We start from the raw sequence: 20,532 nt of genomic DNA, 5'->3' as shown, positions 1-20,532 counted from the left end.
AGGTCAACAACCCGGATAAGGACACCAAGGTCTCCGCTAAGGATGAGGACGGCAAGGACATCCCTGTCGAAATCGATCCGAACACCGGCGAGATCGTTGTCACCCCGGGTAAGGACGTTGATGGTCCGATCACGGTAACCATCGAGGATCCGGACCTGGACGGCGGCAAGACCGAGGTCGAAATCGACGTCAACGGCCACAAGAAGGGCCGCGACGACAACGGTTCCGGCGCGTCCGACGACAAGACCACTGTCTCCCCGGGTAAGAGCACGGTCACGCCGAACGGCAAGGAGCAGAACGTCGGCAAGGTTGATCAGGGCAACTCTGACAAGAAGGGTGAACTGACTGCTGAGCTCGTCGATAAGGATGGCAACCTGATCAAGGGCGCCAAGGTCACCATTGACAAGGATGGCAACATCATTGTCTCCGTCCCGGAGGGCACCCCGGCCGGCGAGGCTTGGGTCGTCGTTAAGGAAGACGGCAAGGAGATCGACCGCTTCAAGATCCAGATCGGTGAGGGCAAGACCACTGCAGGCAGCAGCTGGGGCGACCTCTCCGCCGATCAGCAGCGCAAGTGCCTGGCCTCCTCCATCGGTGGTCTCGGCCTGCCGCTGCTGGCACTGATCCCGGTCGGCCTGCTGGCCACCACGGGTCTGCCGGGCCTGGAGCCGGTCATCCGGGACTTCAACGCCCAGGTCGAGGCTGCGAACATCGCACTGCAGAAGCAGGTTGGCATCTACAACCCGCAGATGGCAGCACAGGCCGCTGAGATCAACGCACAGCTCAAGGAGATCGGCCTGAACCTGGTCACCGGTGCTGCTGTGCTGGTGCTCATCCCGGCTGCTATCGCTGGTGGCGTGCTCACCGCGAAGAACTGCACCCCGGGCGAAGGCTTCGGTTCCTCCATCTAAGCCAGCACCCTGAAACCGCCCCGCTTCCCAGCGCTCACTGAGCGCGGGAGGTGAGGCACCTTCCTCGAAACGTCGTTGCCCCGCTCACCAAACAGGTGGGCGGGGCAACGGCGTTTTGTATTGCGGTAGAAGTAGCCAAACAGGGACACCTCTTGCACTTGCAAGTGAAAGTCGATATTGTTCATCCTGTACATAACAGGAGGTTCAGATGTCCATCACACTATCTCCCCCGAAGCCCATCGTTCTCACTACCGAGGAGATGGCATCATTTGAAACACTGAAGCTGCCGGACGGCGCGGACATTGCGATCCGTGACCGTGATGGTAACGATATTGATCTGCCTGAGGGGATCCAGGAAACTGTGATCGCGGCTCTTCAGGCCATCATTAAGAATGGTGAAGTCACCATCACACGTATGCCCGCAAAGTTAACCAGTACATCGGCTGCAGAGATTCTTGGAGTTTCGAGGCCCACCCTAATGAAGTGGGCAAAGGAGGGTAAGATAAGCAGCTTTAAAGTTGGTACGCATACTCGCTTTAACCGGGATGATGTTCTCGATTTCAAACGAGGTTTGGAAAAGAAGCGGAATGACGCATTTGAGGAACTTCGTTCCTTCGAGTTCCGGGAGTTCGGTCCGATTGATGACTGATCGCCAGACTTGGAATCTAAGGCGATAGCATTACCCTTGTGGTTCAGCGTGTTTTAGTGGATGCGAATGTTGTAGCCAGTCGAATATTGACGGACTGGCTATTTCATTTGCGTAGGTGCAACAGTGGGATGTATGTGCTGTTATGGACTCGGGACATTCAAGTAGAGGCGTTAAGGGTGATGCGTCGTAAGCACCCCGAATGGCCTGGAACCGCTATCGAGGGGCGGCTCAAAATGCTTGAGGAGATCTTTGATGAAATGATCATCTACCCAGAGGCGGACTATGCCTTTACTGGGACAGATGAAGGGGATTTTCATGTTCATGCAGCCGCTGTTGCTGGTAAGGCAAACTACATCCTTACTGACAATGCGCCGAAGGACATCACCTTGGTGCCCGACGAAGAGCACTACGAGATTGTCAACAGTGATGACTTTTTTAATCTCGTTGCGGATTCGAATGTGCCAGCTTTTATAGCTGCTACGGAAGGCCAATTTGATTACTACTCGCAGCGGGGGAGGATGTCTCGGCCTATCCATCAAGTGTTAGAGGATGTGGGTTGCCCGGAGTTCGCTCGAAGAGTGAAGATGGCGTTAGGTGAGATAGCGCAGCGGCGTTGAGGGTTCATTTGCGTGGACTAAGATCTTTTGGCCATGCTTGCGGTGGTTAGAACTGTTTGGAGCGGAGCGAGCACATTCCCTTGGCCGTGGCAACAGATACTTTTTGTGGATTCGTTCCAAGCTAGATGATTCTTCACGTCGCATAGTCGCAACGATTAAGAGGCTGTTTCGGCTGGGGTGATTTCATCCGCCTGGACTTCCAAGTCTGCACCTGTGTCCTCGATGAATATACCTTGGATGAGGACTACATCGCCTACGTGGGCATCGGGTTGTTCGGAGAGCTCGCGCGGTTGCGCCTGTATAGCGATTCCCTCGGCTGGACCTTGAGTGTAATGAGGGGTTATGAAAGCCCCGCCGGCCAGCAGCACGACGGGGACTGGGCGCGTCGCTGTCCCCAGATAATCTGGCGAGGGCGCCGCCTCTGTCCCTGAGCATAGCCGAGTCTCTTGGCTACCTGCGCGACATATAAGTGTGGGACAATCTGGCGTTATGACTGTTCCATCTTCTGCACAGCGTCGCGCGCTGATCCTTGGCACGTCGCCGATGGCCCGCGAGCTTGAGCAGGCTTACCAGCGCCTTGGGTTTGAGACTCAGATTGGTGCTGTGTCGCTGGCTGATCAGTTCCACCCGGACATTATTGTGACCACGGGGGATTCGCCGGACACGCTCGAAGAGGTTGAGGTGGCGGCGGAGGCTGCCGGGGCGGCGGTGGCGCCGTCGACAAGCGCATGCCGCCGTACTGCGGACCGCATGGCGGTGCGCACCCAGGCGAGCGAGGAACTGGGCTTGCCCACGCTGGATTGTGAGTTTGTGACCACGCCGCAGGAAATGCAGGACGCGGTGGAGCGCCTCGGGTTTCCGTGTGTGGTGAAGTCGCCGAAATCCCGCGACGGGCAGGGATTTTCCACGGTGCACAGCAACGCCGACCTTGCGGAGGCCTGGAGTATCGCCTCGGAAGGGGAGGGTGACGGTGGGGTGGTGGAGCGCTACATCGACTTTGATTTTGAGGCCACGATCCTCGCGGCGCGCTCCATCGACCCGAACACGGGCGAGTTGGCTACGTGGTTCTGCGAGCCGATCGGCACCCGCCACCGCGAGGGCAAACTGGTGGAGGCGTGGCAGCCTGCGCCGATGCCGGAGGCCGCGATGGACAACGCGCGCTCGATTGCCGCGCGCATCATGGGGGGGCTTGCAAGTTGCGGCGTGTACTCCATTGAGCTGTTTGTCTCTGGCGACGATGTCTACTTCTCCCAGGTCACCCCACGCCCGAGCCGTGATGGGTTGGTCACGCTTGCCACGCAACGCGTCAACCAGTTTGATCTGCAGGCGCGTGCGACGCAGGAGTTGCCCATCGATTCGACGCTGGTCAGCCCCGGTGCTGTGCGCTTCTTGCCGGGGGTGACTCCCTCGCTGGAGGCTATCGCCGCCGCGATGGAGGTGGAGGAGACCACGGTGCGCATGTTTGGCCCGGATGTGTTGATTCTTTCCACCGCGGATTCGGCCGCTGAGGCGCGTGTGCGTACCGATGACGCGGCGCGCGCCATGAAGAAGATGTAGGTCACACCATATAGTGTCTCGCCGTGTCGGCAGTGCCGGTAAACTATGCACTGTTTGCCCCACAACGAAAGGTGAGACAATGTCCCAGACCCTGCTTGTAACCCTTGCAAACCGCACCTTCGAGGGTGTGGATCTGCAACAGCTCGCCGGCCGTCTCGGCCTCGAACTGGTGCGCGCCGAAGGCGACAGCGTGGCGGAGATCTTCAACTCCGGCGCACTGTTCGGCGGCGCGAAACTGATCCAGGGCACTGGTGACTACAACTTTGACGGCGAGCTCGCCGCAGCGCTCGGGGTGCCCGTGGTGCTCATTACTAGCGACGACACCACCGCCACCCTGGCCAAGCGCCGCGTGGAGGAGTTCGGGGCGGTTGTGGTGTCGTCGATTAGCGGTGGCGAAGTGGACACCTTCGAACCCGCTGCTGTCGAGGCCAAGCAGGTCATGAGCCCCATCGTGTTCGAGCATCAGCTGCTGGAGCAGGCCAAGGCCGCCGGCTCGCACGTGGTGCTGCCGGAGGGCGAGGACGACCGCATTCTGCAGGCCGCGGATCAGCTGCTGCGCCAGGGGATTGCGGAGATCACGATCCTTGGCGATGTCGACGACATGAACCGCCGCGCCGCCGACCTTGGCCTGGATTTGAGCGGTGCGCACCTGGTCAACCACCTCGAATCCGACCTGCTCGAGGAGTTTGCCGCCGACTTTGCGGAACTGCGCAAGAAGAAGGGCGTGACGCTCGAGGAGGCCCGCGAGACCATGAAGGACGTCTCCTACTTTGGCACCATGATGGTGCACAAGGGCCTGGCAGACGGCATGGTCTCCGGCGCTGCGCACACCACCGCGCACACGATTAAGCCGTCGTTCCAGATCATCAAAACCGCCCCGGGTGCATCCGTGGTCTCCTCGATCTTCCTCATGGTCATGCAGGACCGTCTCTGGGCGTTCGGCGACTGTGCCGTGAACCCGAACCCGACCGCCGAGCAGATCGGCGAGATCGCCGCCGTGTCCGCCAAGACCGCCGCCCAGTTCGGCATTGATCCGAAGGTGGCCATCCTGTCGTACTCCACCGGCTCCTCCGGTGCGGGCCCGGACGTGGAGCGCGCGGTTGAGGCCACCGCGAAGGCGAAGGAACTCGCCCCGGACGTTGCCATCGACGGCCCACTGCAGTTCGACGCCGCCTGCGACCCGGGCGTGGGCGCGAAGAAGGCCCCCGAATCCCCGGTAGCGGGCCAGGCCAACGTGTTCATCTTCCCCGACCTGGAGGCCGGCAACGCGGGCTACAAGATCGCTCAGCGCACCGCAGGCGCCCTCGCAGTTGGTCCGGTGCTGCAGGGCCTGAATAAACCGGTCAATGATTTGTCCCGCGGCGCCACCGTGCCAGATATCGTGAACACCGTAGCTATCACCGCGATTCAGGCAGGGGCGAAGTAAATGTCTTACGTACTGGTTATCAACTCCGGCTCGTCCTCGATCAAGTTCCAGATCGTCGACCCGACCTCCGACGCATCGGCAGACCCGTTCGTCTCGGGTCTTGTTGAGCAGATCGGTGAGCCCCAGGGCCGCATCACCATCAAGTACGACGGCCAGAAGCACGTCGTACAAAAGGCCGTGCCCTCTCACGCGTCCGGTTTGCAGGAGACGTTCAAGCTTCTCGACGCCAAAGGCGTCGGCCCGACCCAACTCGACATCGTCGCCGCAGGCCACCGTGTTGTCCACGGCGGCATGGTGTTCTCCGAGCCGGAGCTGATCCTGGACCCGGTCGTCGACATGATCCGGGACCTCATCCCGCTGGCGCCGCTGCACAACCCGGCCAACATCGATGGCATCGAGGTCGCCCGCGAGTTGCTGCCGGGCATCCCGCACGTCGCCGTGTTCGACACCGGCTTCTTCCGCGACCTGCCCCCGGCCGCCGCGCTGTACGCCATCAACGCTGAGGTCTCCGAGCGCAACCTGATCCGCCGCTACGGCTTCCACGGCACCTCACACGAGTTCGTGTCCTCCCAGGTGCCGGAACTCATCGGCCGCGACCCGGCGCACACCCGCCAGATCGTGCTCCACCTGGGCAACGGCGCTTCCGCTTCTGCTGTGGCCAACGGCCACCCGATCGACACCTCGATGGGCATGACGCCGCTGGCAGGTTTGGTCATGGGTACCCGCTCCGGCGATATCGACCCGGGCATCATCTTCCACCTGGTGCGTCAAAGTGGCATGACTATCGACGAGATCGACAACCTCCTCAACCGCCAATCTGGCGTCAAGGGCCTGTCGGGCGTCAATGACTTCCGCGAACTGCGCGCCATGATCGAAAACGAGGACGAAAACGCCTGGCTGGCCTACAACGTGTACCTCAACCAGCTGCGCCGCTTCATCGGTTCCTACATGATCGCGCTCGGCCGCGTGGACGCCATTACGTTCACCGCCGGCGTTGGCGAGAACGATAAGTTTGTTCGCATGGATTCGCTGGACAACCTGAAGCACTACGGCATCGAGATCGATCCGGCGAAGAACGATTTGCCTAACGACGGCCCACGCATCATCTCCACCGACGACTCCACCGTGAAGGTTCTCGTCGTGCCTACCAACGAGGAGTTGGCCATCGCGCAGAAGGCCGCCGCCGTCGCCGCACGGGTATAAAAGCAAAATGTTGTAACAACTTACCCTAAGCCGATATATTGACGTGTAGTAACAACGCCCGCATTGCGGGCTGAACATACCGTCAAAGGGGATGGGCAGATGGCCGAGCAGCACCGCAACGTTTCCAGTGTGCGCCGACGTGGAACCTCAATCGCAGCATGTGCCATCGGCCTGTCGCTCATCGCAGGCGCGGTGCAACCGGTGCAGGCGGCCGAACCCACGGAGACCACGGAACCCGCACCGGAGCCGGTTGCAGACCCGGCGAATCCCCCCGAGGTCGACGAGGGGTGGTCTGGCGTCTCCTACCCAGCGGCTAAGGTGCGCCTTGGCCAAAACACCTCCACGGAGGTGGTGCTCGGTTTCCTTGAGTCGTACATCAACAAGCCGGTGCACTACCGCTTTGAACATCCCGATGCCGTCAACCCGGCCTGGGGTGCTGAGATCGACGGCGATTCGGGCACCGTGACCATCACCCCGGATCCGTCCAAGGCTGAAGAGCTGCCGGATGAAGAGACCATCAACATCATGGCGGTGTACAAGGACGGCGACCACAAGATCGTGCCGTTCGACATCGTGCTTTCTGCGGACCCGTACTTCATGCGGGTCGAGGACCGCACCTTCTGGGCGCACAAGCGCATCAAGCCGGTCCCCGTTCGCGCGCTGCGGGTTCCCGATGGCGCCACATTGACTATCGACGACTCCACCCTCCCCGAAGGCATCACCGCCGACACCTCCCGCGCCAAGGGCCGTTTCCAGAACGTGTACCTCAAGGGCGCCCCGACCACCCCGGGCACCTACAACGTCACTGCGCGCGTGCTGGGCGAGGACGGCAGTCCGCTCGTTGATACCGCAGGCAACGTCGTCACCTCCATGTTCACTATCACCGTCAAGGACACCTCGGAGCTTCCTGAGCCTGTCCGGGAGAAGCTGACCACCCCGCCGGACGGCACCGTCCGGCCCGGTGAGAAGTTGGAGATCCCCGTCGACACCGAAAACGCCTCCTCCGTGGACGTCCAGGGCCTGCCGGACGGTGTGATTTACGACGAGGAAAACAGCGTCATCACCGGTACCCCCAAGGAGCCGGGCGACTACGACGTGGTCGTGGAGGTCATCACCGAAGACGACAGGTTGTTGGAGGAGCACCTTGAGATCTCGGTGTCCGTGGCTGACGGCTTCGCGTGGCATCCAATCACGGTGCGCGCTGGTGAGGATGTAGAGGCTGCGCCGTCGAGGGTGCCGTCGACAAGCATGGGCATCCGCGCCGCCGACGATGCGCCCGAGTGGGTTACCGTTGGCGTCGACGGCGTGATCAAGGCAGTCCCGCCGCGCGACCTGGCGCCGGGGGAGTACAAGTTTGGCGTGATTACCGACGACGGCACGCGCAGCACCGTCACCATCGACGTCCAACCCCCGAACACCGACGCCTCCCGCTACTGGCCCGAGTACCGCCCGGGCTACCTGCGCTACGGCGAGACCGGCAACAACAGCGCACCGACCGCGACGCTGAACGAGGGCGGCCGCAGCTACCGCAACCAGCCGCTGCCTGCCGGCACGAAGTTCGAGATTCTGGGTGATTCCACGGGCCTTGAAATGGACAAGTCCACCGGCGTGATCACGGTGACAAAGCCACGCACCGAGAACTTCGACGTCCGCGTGCGGATCACATTCCCGGATGACACCATCGCGGAGCGTTATGCGAAGTTCATCGTGGACCCCGCCCCGCACAACGTCACCTACCAACCCGCCTACGAGCAGAATAAGGGCGCGCAGCCAGGCAAGACGGTGCTCATCCGCCAGATTGGCAAGATGCCTGAGGATGCGGAGTACGTGCTGGCCACCCCGCACACCGAACTCGAGGGCTGGGATGTTGCCGTCGACCTGGATTCCGGCCTGATTCGCGCGACCGCGCCGAAGGACAACGCCAAGCCGATCGAGGTGCAGGTCCGCGCGCTGTACTCGGACGGCACCATCGACGATAAGGGGCGCGAAGGCGGCGAGGCTGCCACCGTGCGTATCGACGCCCTCACCGGCTCCACCCTCGCCGACGGCGTCCGCAGCCTGGAGTACAAGCCGGTATTCGACGCCGAAGGCAACATCAGGATCACCCCCACCGGCTCGGTGCCGGAAGGCACGAAGTTCGAGGCAGACGGCCTGACCACCCTGCCGGTAGAGCTTGACGAGAACACCGGTGAGATCACGATCAAGGTGCCAACCGACGCACCGGCCGACGCACCCTTCGACGTACCGATCAAACTGACACTGCCGGACGGCTCCACCCAGGAAGTCGTCGTCCCGGTGACCACCCGCTCCGAAGCCAAAGGCAAGGCCGTGTCGTGGGCGCCGCTGAAACTCACCGAGGGCGGCGACCCGACCACCAAACTGCCCACCGCTGCACCGGAGGGGGCGCGGTACGGGCTGGCGGCGTCGTTTAGCGAGCCCGGCTGGCGCGTCCATGTCGACGAAACCACCGGCGCCATCACCGCCGCCATCGACGGCGGCAAGGCGGCGAGGAGCAACGCGCTGGCCACCCTGATCCCGATCGTGGTCACGTTCACCGACGGCTCCCAACGCATCGTCGAGGTCCCGGCGACCGCCGTGCGTGGCGAGGCCGCCCTCACCGGCATCGAATACCTCGGCGGCAACGTCCGCGCAGGCGCGGAACGTGTACTGACCCCCACCAAGCACAAGGGATCCTTCTCCCTGGTCACCCCGGTGGAGGGGCTGCACACCGCCATCGACCCGGAAAACGGCGTGCTCACCGTCAAGGCCACCCCAGATACCCTGCCCGGCATCCGCGAGGTGCCCGTGCGTATTAGCTTCAGCGACGGCTCGGAACTGTTCACCTCCGCGCCCGTCCAGGTGCTCACCGCCAACGGCGCGACCACCCTGGCCAAGGACGCGAAGCTGGAGAACATGCTGGTCAAGGGCACCGCTGGCGAGACCTCCCGCTTCGCCCTGACGCGCCCGGAGACCGCCATCGACCACCCGTTCTCGCTCGGCCAAACCGAATCCGACGGCTGGACCTTCGGCATCGACCACGCCACCGGCGAACTCACCGCCAGCATCCCCGCAGGTGCGGAGGGCCATGCGAAGGCCGTGCCGGTGTTCGTCGAATACCTCGACGGGTCCCGTGGCAAGTTCACGGTGACGGTGGAGGCGACACGGGCGGTGGAGTCGTCGACAAGCAGTAGCTCCGTAGACACCCGCGCGATAGGCTGGATCGCCGGGCTGCTTGCCATCCTCGGCCTCATCGGGGCAACCAACTACGCCCTGTACGAAAACCGAGAGTTTTACCAACAATTCCTCGTCTGGTGGAAGTAGGAGAACATGCGAGTACACAAGAAAGTCGCCGCCGCCGCGGTTGCCGCGAGCCTCGGTGCAGGGCTCGTAGTGCCAATACAGGCAGGCGCCGTCATTGAGCAGACGCGTCCCTTCTCCGTCGACGCGAAAACCGGTGCGTTCGAAGGCTTCCAAACCGTCGAAGCCAACAAAGGCCGCGTCAGCTGGCTGACCTACAACAACCCCACCTACGGCAGCCTGCCCACCGCCCTCTACATCGACGCGTTTAACGACGGCACCCGCGTCCAATACGTCGGCAACGACACCGACGTCAAAACCTCCAGCAAAAACGGCGTAGACACCATCACGCTCACGCACACCAAAAACGGCGTCGAGCTCACCCGCACCTTCACCGTCACCGCCAAAGAAGTCACCGTCAACGTCGTCGCACGCAACGTCACCGACGCACCGAGCCCCCTGGCCATCGACCTCACCGCAGGCATGATGTCCTACGACTACGACCTCACCGCCACCCCCAAAAACAACGGGTACGAGGTCTCCGTCGGCGGACGCTACAACGTGCATACGCTTTTCGACGACCCCACCACCACCGCAACCGGCGACACCCTCAACAACGCCCTTTCCGGCGCCAACAACGCCAGCCGCTTCCAAACCGGCAAATGGGAAAACACCGTCGCACCAGGCGAAACCCTCGAAGCCACCGTCACCTTCCAAGGCACCGCCAGCGAAGCGCTAAAAGATACCGACGGCGACGGCTTCCCCGACGAATGGGAACGCAACGGCTTCACCTCCGCCGACGGCAAAGAATTCCCACTCCACCGCTGGGGCGCCGACCCCACGCGCCCAGACCTGTTCCTCCAACTCAACTGGATGAAATCCGAATGGGAATCCCTGGGCTGCTCCGACAAGCGCAAGTACGCGCCTACCGAAGAAGACTTTGACAAGTTCCAGGAATGCGCCAATGCGAACACCAACGTGTACCGCCCCTCGCGCCAAACGCTGAACGACCTCGTCGACCTCTTCGACAAAGAGGGCTACAACCTGCACATCGACGCCGGCGTCTACTACAACAACATCCCCGGCCTCGAACCCCACGGCGGGCCAACCGAGGACTACGCGGAGTACTACTTCGCCGGCGAAAACCCGGCAGTCAGGATGATCAAAGACCGCGACCGCCTGCTCGGCGAGCGCAAAAACATCTTCCGCGTCGGTGTCATCGGCGACAGCCAAGCCGCAGACAACCCGTCCTCCGGCAACGCCCTACTTGCCGACGGCGCCTTCTACATCGCCAAAAACGAACGCATGACCTCGCAGGAACAACTCCGCAACACCATCCTGCACGAGTTCGGCCACAACCTCGGCCTGACCCACTCGGGCTCGTCGAAAGTAAAGCGCCCCGACAGCGAGTACGTCCCGCACTACGAATCGGTCATGAACTACCTCTACCAGTTCAGCGTGTTCAACTACTCCAAAGAAACCGCCACGCCCGACAGCACAAAGCCGCTGCCGGCCAAGTGCACCGACGGCTCCGTCGAATGCTTCAAGGGCGACTACAGCATCGCCCCCGACTGGAACAACCTCGACCTGGTCAACGGCGAAATCCGCAAGGCCACCGGCACCTCCGGCGTCGCCGACGAAGACCCCGACGAATCCGGCCACACCCACCCCTCCGTGAGCCAACTCGTCGCCCTGTCCGCCGAACGCAACAACGGCAAGGCGGGCCTGCGCATGCTCAGCCTGAAGGACAACCCGTCCTACATCGTGGCTAATCGTTACGACTCCCGCGTCAACGTCGAACTCTCCAACCTCGGCATCGACCTGCACAAATTCACCCTCCAGGTGAACTACCCCGGCGGCGACTTCCGCAGGGAATACCCAGTCGAAGGCGCCCTGACCGAAAACGCCGCCCTGCCCATCGAAGTACCGATCACCAACACCATCGGCTACGACGAAGCCGAAATGCCGATCCAGTTCCGCGTCTTCAACGAGGAAGGCCTGCTTGTCGAGGACCAAACCGTCAACTTCTCCGTCCTCAACTACTCCGCCAAGGACATGCAAGACCTCATCGCCGACCTGGAGAAAACCAACCCAGAGAAGGCCGACCAAGTCCGCGACATCCTGGCCAAGCCCGACCCGTCCAAGCCGACCCTGACCCAGGCCCCGCCGATCCCAACCGCCACCAACCTGCCGGTCCTGCCCGGCCAGCGCGACCCGGCGATCACCTCCCTGGGCCCGAAGCCGACCACGCCGCGGCCAACCAAGCCTTCCAAGACGGTCTACACCACCCCTGGCCCCACCGTGACCAAACCGACCTCCACCGTCGAGCCGCAGGCCTCCGGCAGCTCTGGCAGCTCTAGCAGTGCCGATGGCTCGTCCTCGCCGGGCGCGATCGTCGGCATCATCATCGCGATCCTGGCGGTGCTGGGCCTCGGCGGTGCTGCGGCCGCGTACATGAACCGCTAGCCACGCGCCGGGGCGCCCGGCCCCCGGCCTCGCGCCCTGGCCCCCGGCCCGTGGACCCAAACGGCGCATCCTACACGGTGCATTTCGTCGAAAACCAGCGAAATATGCCGTGTAGGATGCGCCGTTTAGCTTTTGACCGGCCCCACCGGCCCCACCAGCCACCACCCTCAGAACCAGGTGGCGGGGCGGACCTTGTTCGCCATGTCCACAAGCGCGTAGCGGTGCTGGGCGTAGGGGGCGACGCGGGCCTGGGCACGCAGGGTTTGGGCGAGGCCGTGGCGGATTTCGCGTTCGGTGAAGGAGTATTCGAAAAGGGTGGGGGTGTTGGCGGAGCCTTCGGTGACCAGGTAGTGCAGGGCGGCGTCGAGGACGGCGGTCTTGATCTGCAGGAAGCGTGGCTCGGTGGTGGGGATCTGGTCGAGGCGGGCGGCGGCCTCCCGGATTTGCGCTTCGGTGGGGTCGGCGCCGGTGCCTGCGACGGGTAGGACCAGGTAGAGGATGGCGGTGAGTTGGGCCATGCGGGAGTGGCGCGAGGCGTTGGGCACCTTGTCCAGGGCCCGCAACGCCAAATCGGTTTCCCCTTCGCGCATGAGCATGCGGGCGAGTCCGAAGGCGGAGGAGACGGTGGTGGGGTTAGTGAGCCACACCAGGGAGTACAGCCGGATCGCGTGGAAGCGTAGCGCGCCGGGTTCGAGGGCGGTGACGGTCCAGGTGGGGTCCATTTGGCCGTTTTCCACCATGGCGCGAAGCACGGTGGTGGGGACGTTGGAGAGGGGGTGTTCGAGGTTGGTGGCGGTGCGGGCGAGGGAGTCGTCGATAAGCGATTGCTCTTGGAGGCCTCGCTCTTGCAGCAACAACTCGGAGACGGCGGCGAGTGCGAGTTTGGGGGCGGCCTCGCCGGGGAGTTGGTTGAGCACTTCGGAGAAGGAGCGGGTGGCGGTGGGGAAGTCGCCGAGCAGCATTTCTACGACGCCGGAGTACCACGAGAAGCGCCAGGTGTCGCCGAAGCGGTCCTGGAGGGTGAGCAGCCAGGAGCGGGCTTGGGAGGTGAGGCCGAGGTCGATCATGGTGCGCACCACGCCGAACGGGATTTCCACGGAGTGTTCGTATTGCGGGGTGGTCATGGCTTGGCGCAGGGTTTCCAGGGTTTCGCGCGGTTCGGCGTAGGAGGAGCCTTGGAGCATGGCGGCGCCGACGTCGTCACGGTTGATCAGCGGGGAGGGGAGTGCGGCGACGACTTCTTGCGGGGTGATGTCGACGGTGCGGGAGATGCCGTCGATGAGTTGGTCGGTGCGGAACACCAGGTGTTTGGTGCCAAAGGTGCGGCGTTGAGGGGAGAAGAGGGAGTGTTGGGCGGGGTAGGTGCGGCCGTCGCGGACTGCTACCACCTCGCGCAGCACGCCGAGGAGTTGGCTTTCCAGTTCGGAGACGCTATCAAACCTCCGCGCGGGGTTTTCGTTGCAGCACCGCGCGAGCAGCCGGTACAGGGAGGTGTACTGGCGGAAGAGTGGCTCGTCGGTGGGCGTGGGCAGGCCGGGGTCGTAGATGCCGTCGGTTTGCGGCAGGTCCACCACGAGCGAGGCGAGTGTGCGCCCGACCGTGTAAATATCGGACGCGATCGACGGGCCCTCCGTGGTCACCTCGGGCGCCTGGAACCCCTTCGTGCCGTAAATAAACCCATACGCGCCGATGCCGGACACCGCGCCCATGTCGATGAGTTTCACCTGGTCTTCGGTGACAATGATGTTGTCGGGTTTCAGGTCGTTGTACACCACCCCGCGCGAGTGCAGATAGTCCAGCGCGGGCAGTACTTCCAGGATGTAGGCGATGGCGATGTCGGGTTCGAGCACTCCGCTTGGCGACGAATTCCTTCTCGCCCTGAGCGACGGCCCACCCACGTACTCCATGACGGTGAAGCCTCCGGGGACGCGGGGGTCGTCGATAAAGTTGAAGATTTTCACGATCCCGGGGTGGGTGATGTCCGCCAGGAACTCGCGCTCCGCCTCGGCGGCTGCGGCCTCGTCGGGGTTGTCGGTGGAGTGCAGGCCCTTGAGCACCACCACCCGCCCGGCCACGTAGTGGTCCTGCGCGAGGTAGATCCAGCCCATGCCGCCGTGCGCGATCACGCCGGTGATCTCGTACTGGCCAGCCACGATGTCGCCGGGGTGCAGCACCGGCGGCGCGATGCCCTTCTTCACCACGGCTGGCTCCGGGTCGATCAGCGCCTCGCGTGGTTCGGTTGGCTCCACCCACGGCAGCTCCACCATGCCGTCGGCGATGATGCGGCTGGCGCGCCGGGTGCCGCGGCGCTCGCGGAAGGTGTCCAGCGCAGCTTGGCGCGAGCGTTGCGACGTATCCTCGCGCCCCGAACCCTTACGCAACTTGTCCAGGTCTTTGAGCAGCCCGGCCATTTCGCCGAGGCCGGCGTATTCGGCGTCGGAGTCGTCGTCAAGATCATCATCGTCGGCGAACGGGTCGAAGGCGACGGCTTCGGTGCCTGGTTCATCATCCGCGAAGGGGTCGAAGGCGACCGCCTCGGTGGGCTGGACGTCGTCGTGGTCGTGTGGCTTAGCCATCGTTGTCCTCCTTCCGGTACCGCAGCGGCGGCGGTGAGGATTCAGCTATAGACCCGCCGAGCCAGGTGTTGTAGAGGGTGTACCAGGAGCCGTCATTGCGCATCCGTTCCAGGGTGGCGTTGACCTGGCGCACCAGATCGTCCTGGCCCTTGGCCACGCCGACGCCGTAGTACTGGGTGGCAAACGCGCCGTCCAGAATGGTCGTGTGCGGGTCCTGCGCGGCCAGGCCGGCGAGGATCGCATCATCCGCCACGATCGCCTCCGCCCTAAACTGCTGCACCGCCATCAGGCAATCCGACCAGGAGCGGGTGCGCAAAATGTTCGAATCCGGCACGTAGGTTTTGGCGATACGCAGCAGGTTTGTCCCGTCGACGATGCAGGCGGTGCGCCCGGCGAGGTCCTCCAAGCTATTCACGTCGCGGTCCTTGGGCACGAGCACTCTTACCGACGACGTCAGGTACGGCGTAGAAAACTCAATCACCTCAGCCCGCTCGGGCGTAATCGACATCGTCCGGATAATGATGTCCACCTCACCCGAATTGAGCGCCTCCGTGCGGGCCGCCGAATCGACGAAGCGGAAATCGACGCGCAGGTCCTGGTCATCCTCGAAGATGTCGTGGGCGATCGCCCGGGCCAGGTCCACCTCGAGCCCGCGCAACTTGCCGGAGTCCGTGTCGCGGTAGGACAGCAGGTACAAAGACTGGTCGATGCCGACGATGATGCGGCCGCGCTGGCGGATGCGCTCCACGTTCGGCTTCGGGGCCTCCTCCTCGGCACCGTCCGCTTCACTTCCAGCGCCCCCGCGCGGGTCCAACGACCCCTCCCACTCGAACTCGTCCGGCGTGAACGGATCCGCCGGGGGACCGGCCGCCGGATCCAACTGGGCGGCCGGCGGCAGCGGCACCATCTCGCGGGTCGGCGACGGCGTTTCGATCGTCGCCGATACCTTCCCCTCATGCCCCTCACCGCCGGCGCACGCCACCAACGACGGCACCGCAAGCGCCGCCACCGCACACGCCGCAACCACACGCGAGCCGAACCGAGCGCGCATCATAGGTACTCACCCAACCTGCGGCGGATGCCCCACCAGATACACACCACTGCCAGCACGGACAGCAGCGCCACGGCGGCGGAGACGCGCCGGGTCGCGTCCAACGACTCCGCAATGTAGAGCCGCGTGTTCTCCCTCGAGGACGCAATCAGTTCCGCCAGGGACCCGTCGAGGCCACGGAAGGAGGCCTCGCCGTCGGCGTCGCTACGCGTGCTCAAAAGCGCCGCCGCCTGGTCGTAACTGCCGGAGTTCAGCGCCCCGACCAGTTCGGCGTGTTCGTTGGACCAAGCGTTGAGGTGGGAGCGGGAGTCGTCGATAAGTTGCTTGTTCATGCCGTAATCCTCCGCCGTATGCACCGCGCCGGCGACCGACGAGTAGGTCTCGGTGAAGTCGCGGGCGGACTGGGCGGCGGTTTCGCGGCGCAGCAACGCGAAGGTTTCGTCGGTGCGGGTCTCCAGGGCGTCGATGCGCGCCGCCGTGAGTTCCTCCCACGGCTGCGCCGCCCGCGCGTACGCCACGGAACCGGAGCGCCAAGACTGGAAGTTAGACACCCCGGCCCAACTGATCGCGATGAGCAGCGCCAGCGTGGCGGCGAGGAATCCGCGGTTGAAACGGCGGCGGAACGTCAGCCACAGCCACCACTGCGCCAGCAACAGGAACCCCAGCGCCGCCAGGAAGCCGGACAGGGTCACCCACTGCGGTTGGGACAGTCGGCGCATCTCGTCGGCAACGTCCTGGCGGGTGAGCGTATTGATCTCTTGTGCCGCCGACAGCATCCGCGTACGCATAATCGCACTGGCCTGCGACATGTACGCCACGCCCACCGGGTTGCCCATGCGCTGGTTCACCTGCGCCCGCGCGTTCAGGCCGCTGTAGACTGGCAGGTCGCGCTGGATGTTAATCACCAGGTCCTCGATCTCCCGGCTCGAGGCAGAATCGGCCTCCACCGCGCCCTTGTAAATCTCGGAGGCGGAACTGACCGCCTGGTCCAGCGCCGCCGTGTAGGTGCGCATGTCGTCCTCCGACATAGGCCCCGCCTGCACGTAGGACCCCGCGGCGATCGTATCCGCCCGCAGCAGCGACGTGGACAGCACGTGCGCCGCCGCACTCATCGGCTCCGTGGCATTCAGCACCGTGTCCAGCGACTGGTTGCGCAGCGACATGGACTGGCTCATGGACAGCCCGGCCGCCAGCATCGAGGTGGTCAGCACCACCATCACCACGATCAACTTGCCGGGCGTGGTCTGTAGAAACGCCTTGCCCCGGCGCCCCATCGCCATCGGCCGCACAAGCCGCCCCTGCAAGAAGCGGGCACGTTCGCGGCGCGGCTCCAGCTCATCGAGCCATGCGTCCGCGCTCGTCTCCTCCAGCCCCGCAGCCGAGGCCGTCGCCCGCATTACCATTCCGCAATAATAACCGCTTCCACCTACAGTGGGGGCATGCTTGGCGACGGAAACGGCTGGGTCACCGCACCCAACGGCACAAAATTCTGGGGTCTTCACGGGGCCGCTGGCCTCTTCCTTATCGCGGGGACCGGCGAAAACGCGCGTGTGCTGCTGCAACACCGCGCCGCCTGGACCGCCCAGGGCGACACGTGGGGTACCCCGGCGGCGCGATCGATTCGCACGAAACCCCCGCCGAGGCCGCCATCCGCGAGTCAGTGGAGGAGTGTGCGATTGACCCCGGGGAGGTGGCGGTCGTCGATACGCTGCGCACTGCGGAGTTCCCCAACTGGTCCTACACAACAGTGCTCGCGCTTTGCGACGAGCCCCTGCCCACCACCCCCAACGAAGAATCCGAAGAACTGCGCTGGGTTCCCCTGGACACGTTGCGCGACTTCCCGCTGCACCCCGCCTTCGCCGCCTCCCTAGACACAGTGCTTGCGCGCGCGATGGTGCATACTAAACCGCATGATTGAAGTCCAAGGACTGACGAAACGCTACGGCTCCGTCCAAGCCGTCGATGACCTCACCTTCACGGTCAAACCCGGTGTGGTCACCGGCTTCCTCGGCCCCAACGGCGCCGGCAAATCCACCACCATGCGCATGATCCTGGGGTTGGATAAACCCACCTCGGGCCATTCGCTTATCGACGGCACCCCCTACCGCAACATCCCCAACCCCACCCGCAAAGTCGGCGCCCTCCTCGACGCCAAGGGGGTCCACCCCAACCGGTCCGCACGCGCCACCCTGCTCTGGCAAGCCCAGGCAGCCGGCATTGCGCGCAAGCGTGTCGACGAAGTCCTCGACCTCGTCGGCCTCACCGACGCTGCCGGCAAGCGCGTCGGCGGATTCTCCCTCGGCATGGGCCAGCGCCTCGGCATCGCCGCCGCACTGCTCGGCGACCCCGAATACCTCATCCTCGACGAACCCGTCAACGGCCTCGACCCCGCCGGCATCCGCTGGGTCCGCGGCCTACTGAAGTCCCTGGCAGCGGAGGGCCGCACCGTGCTCGTGTCCTCCCACCTCCTCGCCGAGATGGCCCAAACCGCCGACAACCTCATCATCATCGGCCGCGGCCGCCTCGTCGCCGACACCTCCGTCGCCGAATTCATCCGTAACAACTCCGGCGTGACCACCGTGGTGCGCGCCGCAGACACGCAGGCGCTCGAAGCGGCGTTGGGTGGGGTGCCGTTTAGGCGCGTCGTCGATAGTGAAGGGCGCGCGACACTCGAAATCGCCGACCGCGCCTCCGACGACATCGGCGCCCTCGCCTTCGCAGCCGGCATCCAACTCGCCGAACTCACCGAACGCCGCGCCTCCCTCGAAGAGGCCTACATGCACAGCACCCAAGACCAAGCCCAGTACGTATCCGCGGAGGCCCCCAATGCATAACCTCATCCAAGCCGAGTGGACCAAACTGCGCACCACCGCATCCTTCTTCTGGACCACCGGCATCACCCTGGTCATCTCCGCCCTCTACGGCCTCCTATTCGGCTACGCCTCCCGCACCAGCGGCATGCCCTACGCGCCCCTGACCGTCATCGCATCCGTGGCAACCACCATCGCCATCATCGTGATCGTGCAGGCCGCCATGACCGTCACCACCGAATACCGCTACGGCATCCCCGCCACCAACTTCCGCGTCGTCGCCCAACGCTGGCAACTCGCCGTAGCGAAGGTGCTGCTCGCGGCCGTATTGGCCGCTATCGTGGCGCTGGTCGCGCTGGTGCTCGCCTTCATTCTTGGCGACCTCACCGCCTCCGTCCCCGCCAACTGGACCACCAACCCCGCCACCCAACGCGCCCTCTGGGCCGTCCCGCTTGGCATGGCGCTGATCACCATGTTCACCCAGGGCGTCGGCTGGCTGGTGCGCAACACCTCCGGCACCATCGTGGCCTGCATCAGCATGATGCTGCTGGTAGAAACCATCGTCGGCTTCATCCCGCGCTTCGGTGCCGACGTGGCCAAGTTCCTGCCCTTCGGCAACCTCACCTCCTTCATGGTCAACCAGCCCAACGGCCACTGGGGCCTCGGCGTATCGCTGCTGGTCTTCGCCGTGTGGGCGGTGGGGCTCTGGATCGCGGGCCTGGTGGCGCTCGAGTCCCGCGACGCGTAGGGGCTTGAGGGGCGGGTGCCGCCGGTGCCGCGTTGGCGCCGCCGCGCTGGCGCCGCGTTGGCGCCGCCACCCTGGTGCCGCGCTGGTGCCGCCACCCCGGCGCGCCACCTCCCGCAAACGGCGCATCCTACACGGCGCATTTCGTCGAAAATTAGCGAAATGTACCGTGCAGGATGCGCCGTTTAGCTTTGAGACACCCCGCGCCGCACCCTACTGCGCTACACTCAAGCGCGTCTCGGGGAGGGGGCAACATGATTAGACAAGATTTGGTGGGGAAACTAGTTGGACGCGGCAAGGCTGCTGAACAAGTTTGTGTGAAGCTGTCGTCGACAAGGTTTATCGCGCGCACGGAATGGGTAAAACTGAAGCCCCACGAACAACAGTTCCTACGGTGCTGGGCAGCGGGGGCGGCGGCACACACGTCGATACTGGTGGGACGTGCTGCGGCGACGGCGCACGGAATGTGGGTTCTGCCCCGCACGTTTGAGGTGGAGATGGCAAACCCGAAGGGGCGCGTTCCCCGACACTCGCAGCGTCCTTCGGGCGTTACCTATCGACGAATCGTCGTACCAGGCATGGACATCACCGCGTTAGGCCAGAACGACGAGGTGAAACTCACGACCCCGGTGCGCACGGCAGTCGACATTGCTCGGTGGCACGGCGTGAAAGAAGGCGTGGTCGCGATGGACAGCCTGTTCTTCGGGAAACTCGACGCGTTCAAGGGGGGCATCCACACTGAGCTGGAGGAAACAATCCACCGCCTTAGCGGTAACCGCGGCATTGAACAGGCCCGAGAGGCGTTTGGGCAATTGTCGATGCTGTCGGAGTCTCCGTATGAGACGCTCGTTCGCCTTCTGCTTCGGCGCGTCGGTGTCGTGGCGCAGGAGCAGATGCGCATCGGCAAATACCGGGTGGATTTGCTGTGGGGCCAGCTGGTCATTGAGGTCGACGGTGCCATCAAGTTTGAGGAGGATGCGTCACGTGCCGCTCAACAGCACATTCATCGTGAAAATCAGCTTCGGGAGGCCGGCTACTGGATCATCCGCATCACGCCTACAGAAGTTTGGGCGGATGAGGAGAAAGTCCTTCTTCGCATTATTGAGGCAAAGCGTCGTTCGGAGAAGATCGGCCCGGCGTCGGTTGAGGCTCTGCCCGCGTGGTGAGGCACCAAACTTAGCCAAACGGCACATCTAACACGGCGCATTCCGCGGAAAATTAGCG

The 20,532-nt window shown here is 63.9% G+C and carries 15 protein-coding genes; 12 read left to right on the top strand and 3 right to left on the bottom strand.

Translation table 11 applies throughout. From position 1 onward, the window contains the following. The 8 genes from HMPREF2736_RS12480 to HMPREF2736_RS11570 form a co-directional block, all read left to right on the top strand. On the top strand, window positions 1-911 hold a 911-nt coding region (locus HMPREF2736_RS12480; RefSeq protein WP_168167645.1), incomplete at its 5' end, for a hypothetical protein. Between the two features lie 208 nt (window positions 912-1,119). Continuing rightward, window positions 1,120-1,560 carry a helix-turn-helix domain-containing protein gene (locus HMPREF2736_RS11605; protein ID WP_070829934.1) on the top strand — a complete coding sequence of 147 codons (441 nt, stop codon included), beginning with the start codon at window positions 1,120-1,122 and terminating at the stop codon, window positions 1,558-1,560. 38 nt (window positions 1,561-1,598) lie between these two features. Beyond that, window positions 1,599-2,177 carry a PIN domain-containing protein gene (locus HMPREF2736_RS11600; RefSeq protein ID WP_070829932.1) on the top strand — a complete coding sequence of 193 codons (579 nt, stop codon included), beginning with the start codon at window positions 1,599-1,601 and terminating at the stop codon, window positions 2,175-2,177. Window positions 2,178-2,666: 489 nt separating this feature from the next. Further along, a complete protein-coding gene (locus tag HMPREF2736_RS11590) occupies window positions 2,667-3,734 on the top strand; it encodes an ATP-grasp domain-containing protein (RefSeq protein WP_070829929.1) in 1,068 nt (355 codons plus the stop codon). A gap of 79 nt (window positions 3,735-3,813) precedes the next feature. Next, the gene (gene pta, locus HMPREF2736_RS11585; RefSeq protein ID WP_070829927.1) at window positions 3,814-5,160 is read left to right on the top strand and encodes a phosphate acetyltransferase; all 1,347 of its coding nucleotides are present in this window, start codon (window positions 3,814-3,816) and stop codon (window positions 5,158-5,160) included. Continuing rightward, on the top strand, window positions 5,161-6,363 hold the full coding sequence (locus tag HMPREF2736_RS11580) for an acetate kinase (RefSeq protein ID WP_070829925.1): 1,203 nt from the start codon (window positions 5,161-5,163) through the stop codon (window positions 6,361-6,363). Window positions 6,364-6,462: 99 nt separating this feature from the next. Then, the gene (locus HMPREF2736_RS11575; RefSeq protein ID WP_070829923.1) at window positions 6,463-9,684 is read left to right on the top strand and encodes a YPDG domain-containing protein; all 3,222 of its coding nucleotides are present in this window, start codon (window positions 6,463-6,465) and stop codon (window positions 9,682-9,684) included. Window positions 9,685-9,690: 6 nt separating this feature from the next. After that, window positions 9,691-12,126 carry a hypothetical protein gene (locus tag HMPREF2736_RS11570; protein ID WP_070829921.1) on the top strand — a complete coding sequence of 812 codons (2,436 nt, stop codon included), beginning with the start codon at window positions 9,691-9,693 and terminating at the stop codon, window positions 12,124-12,126. 167 nt (window positions 12,127-12,293) lie between these two features. Here HMPREF2736_RS11570 and HMPREF2736_RS11565 read toward each other — a convergent pair whose 3' ends face one another. The 3 genes from HMPREF2736_RS11565 to HMPREF2736_RS11555 are packed head-to-tail and all read right to left on the bottom strand — an operon-like array spanning window position 12,294 to window position 17,150. Then, window positions 12,294-14,702, bottom strand: a complete 2,409-nt coding sequence (locus HMPREF2736_RS11565) for a serine/threonine protein kinase (protein ID WP_070829919.1) — start codon at window positions 14,700-14,702, stop codon at window positions 12,294-12,296. Beyond that, window positions 14,695-15,756, bottom strand: coding sequence for a glutamate ABC transporter substrate-binding protein (locus HMPREF2736_RS11560; RefSeq protein WP_246822160.1), 1,062 nt, complete (start codon window positions 15,754-15,756; stop codon window positions 14,695-14,697). Before HMPREF2736_RS11560 ends, HMPREF2736_RS11565 begins: the two co-directional genes overlap by 8 nt. After that, a complete protein-coding gene (locus HMPREF2736_RS11555; protein ID WP_083279425.1) occupies window positions 15,753-17,150 on the bottom strand; it encodes a hypothetical protein in 1,398 nt (465 codons plus the stop codon). The genes HMPREF2736_RS11560 and HMPREF2736_RS11555 overlap by 4 nt, the downstream gene beginning before the upstream one ends. A 197-nt stretch (window positions 17,151-17,347) precedes the next feature. On the opposite strand from HMPREF2736_RS11555, the gene HMPREF2736_RS11550 reads away from it, so the two are divergent. The 4 genes from HMPREF2736_RS11550 to HMPREF2736_RS12085 all read left to right on the top strand — a co-directional run bounded on the left by HMPREF2736_RS11550 (window position 17,348) and on the right by HMPREF2736_RS12085 (window position 20,474). Beyond that, window positions 17,348-17,671: an NUDIX domain-containing protein gene (locus tag HMPREF2736_RS11550; RefSeq protein WP_371326421.1), complete on the top strand. Its 324-nt coding sequence runs from the start codon at window positions 17,348-17,350 to the stop codon at window positions 17,669-17,671. Continuing rightward, window positions 17,664-18,587: an ATP-binding cassette domain-containing protein gene (locus tag HMPREF2736_RS11545; protein WP_070829917.1), complete on the top strand. Its 924-nt coding sequence runs from the start codon at window positions 17,664-17,666 to the stop codon at window positions 18,585-18,587. Before HMPREF2736_RS11550 ends, HMPREF2736_RS11545 begins: the two co-directional genes overlap by 8 nt. Beyond that, window positions 18,580-19,311 carry an ABC transporter permease gene (locus HMPREF2736_RS11540; protein WP_070829915.1) on the top strand — a complete coding sequence of 244 codons (732 nt, stop codon included), beginning with the start codon at window positions 18,580-18,582 and terminating at the stop codon, window positions 19,309-19,311. Before HMPREF2736_RS11545 ends, HMPREF2736_RS11540 begins: the two co-directional genes overlap by 8 nt. Window positions 19,312-19,562: 251 nt before the next feature. Next, window positions 19,563-20,474, top strand: coding sequence for an endonuclease domain-containing protein (locus HMPREF2736_RS12085; RefSeq protein WP_168167644.1), 912 nt, complete (start codon window positions 19,563-19,565; stop codon window positions 20,472-20,474). Window positions 20,475-20,532 lie beyond the last annotated feature (58 nt).

Origin of the sequence: Corynebacterium sp. HMSC036E10, from assembly GCF_001836265.1 — a bacterium.
GTDB classification, from domain to species: Bacteria; Actinomycetota; Actinomycetes; order Mycobacteriales; family Mycobacteriaceae; genus Corynebacterium; species Corynebacterium coyleae.
Note: the sequence above shows the minus strand (reverse complement) of the source record. Positions and strands in the feature narration are given on the sequence as shown.

Bases quoted from the DNA above. Each gene is read 5' to 3' on its own strand.
- HMPREF2736_RS11590 (WP_070829929.1), top strand. From the start codon at position 2,667: ATGACTGTTCCATCTTCTGCACAGCGTCGCGCGCTGATCCTTGGCACG.
- pta (WP_070829927.1), top strand. From the start codon at position 3,814: ATGTCCCAGACCCTGCTTGTAACCCTTGCAAACCGCACCTTCGAGGGT.
- HMPREF2736_RS11565 (WP_070829919.1), bottom strand. From the start codon at position 14,702: ATGGCTAAGCCACACGACCACGACGACGTCCAGCCCACCGAGGCGGTC.
- HMPREF2736_RS11575 (WP_070829923.1), top strand. From the start codon at position 6,463: ATGGCCGAGCAGCACCGCAACGTTTCCAGTGTGCGCCGACGTGGAACC.
- HMPREF2736_RS11605 (WP_070829934.1), top strand. From the start codon at position 1,120: ATGTCCATCACACTATCTCCCCCGAAGCCCATCGTTCTCACTACCGAG.
- HMPREF2736_RS11540 (WP_070829915.1), top strand. From the start codon at position 18,580: ATGCATAACCTCATCCAAGCCGAGTGGACCAAACTGCGCACCACCGCA.
- HMPREF2736_RS12085 (WP_168167644.1), top strand. From the start codon at position 19,563: ATGATTAGACAAGATTTGGTGGGGAAACTAGTTGGACGCGGCAAGGCT.
- HMPREF2736_RS11545 (WP_070829917.1), top strand. From the start codon at position 17,664: ATGATTGAAGTCCAAGGACTGACGAAACGCTACGGCTCCGTCCAAGCC.
- HMPREF2736_RS11580 (WP_070829925.1), top strand. From the start codon at position 5,161: ATGTCTTACGTACTGGTTATCAACTCCGGCTCGTCCTCGATCAAGTTC.
- HMPREF2736_RS11560 (WP_246822160.1), bottom strand. From the start codon at position 15,756: ATGATGCGCGCTCGGTTCGGCTCGCGTGTGGTTGCGGCGTGTGCGGTG.
- HMPREF2736_RS11555 (WP_083279425.1), bottom strand. From the start codon at position 17,150: ATGCGGGCGACGGCCTCGGCTGCGGGGCTGGAGGAGACGAGCGCGGAC.
- HMPREF2736_RS11570 (WP_070829921.1), top strand. From the start codon at position 9,691: ATGCGAGTACACAAGAAAGTCGCCGCCGCCGCGGTTGCCGCGAGCCTC.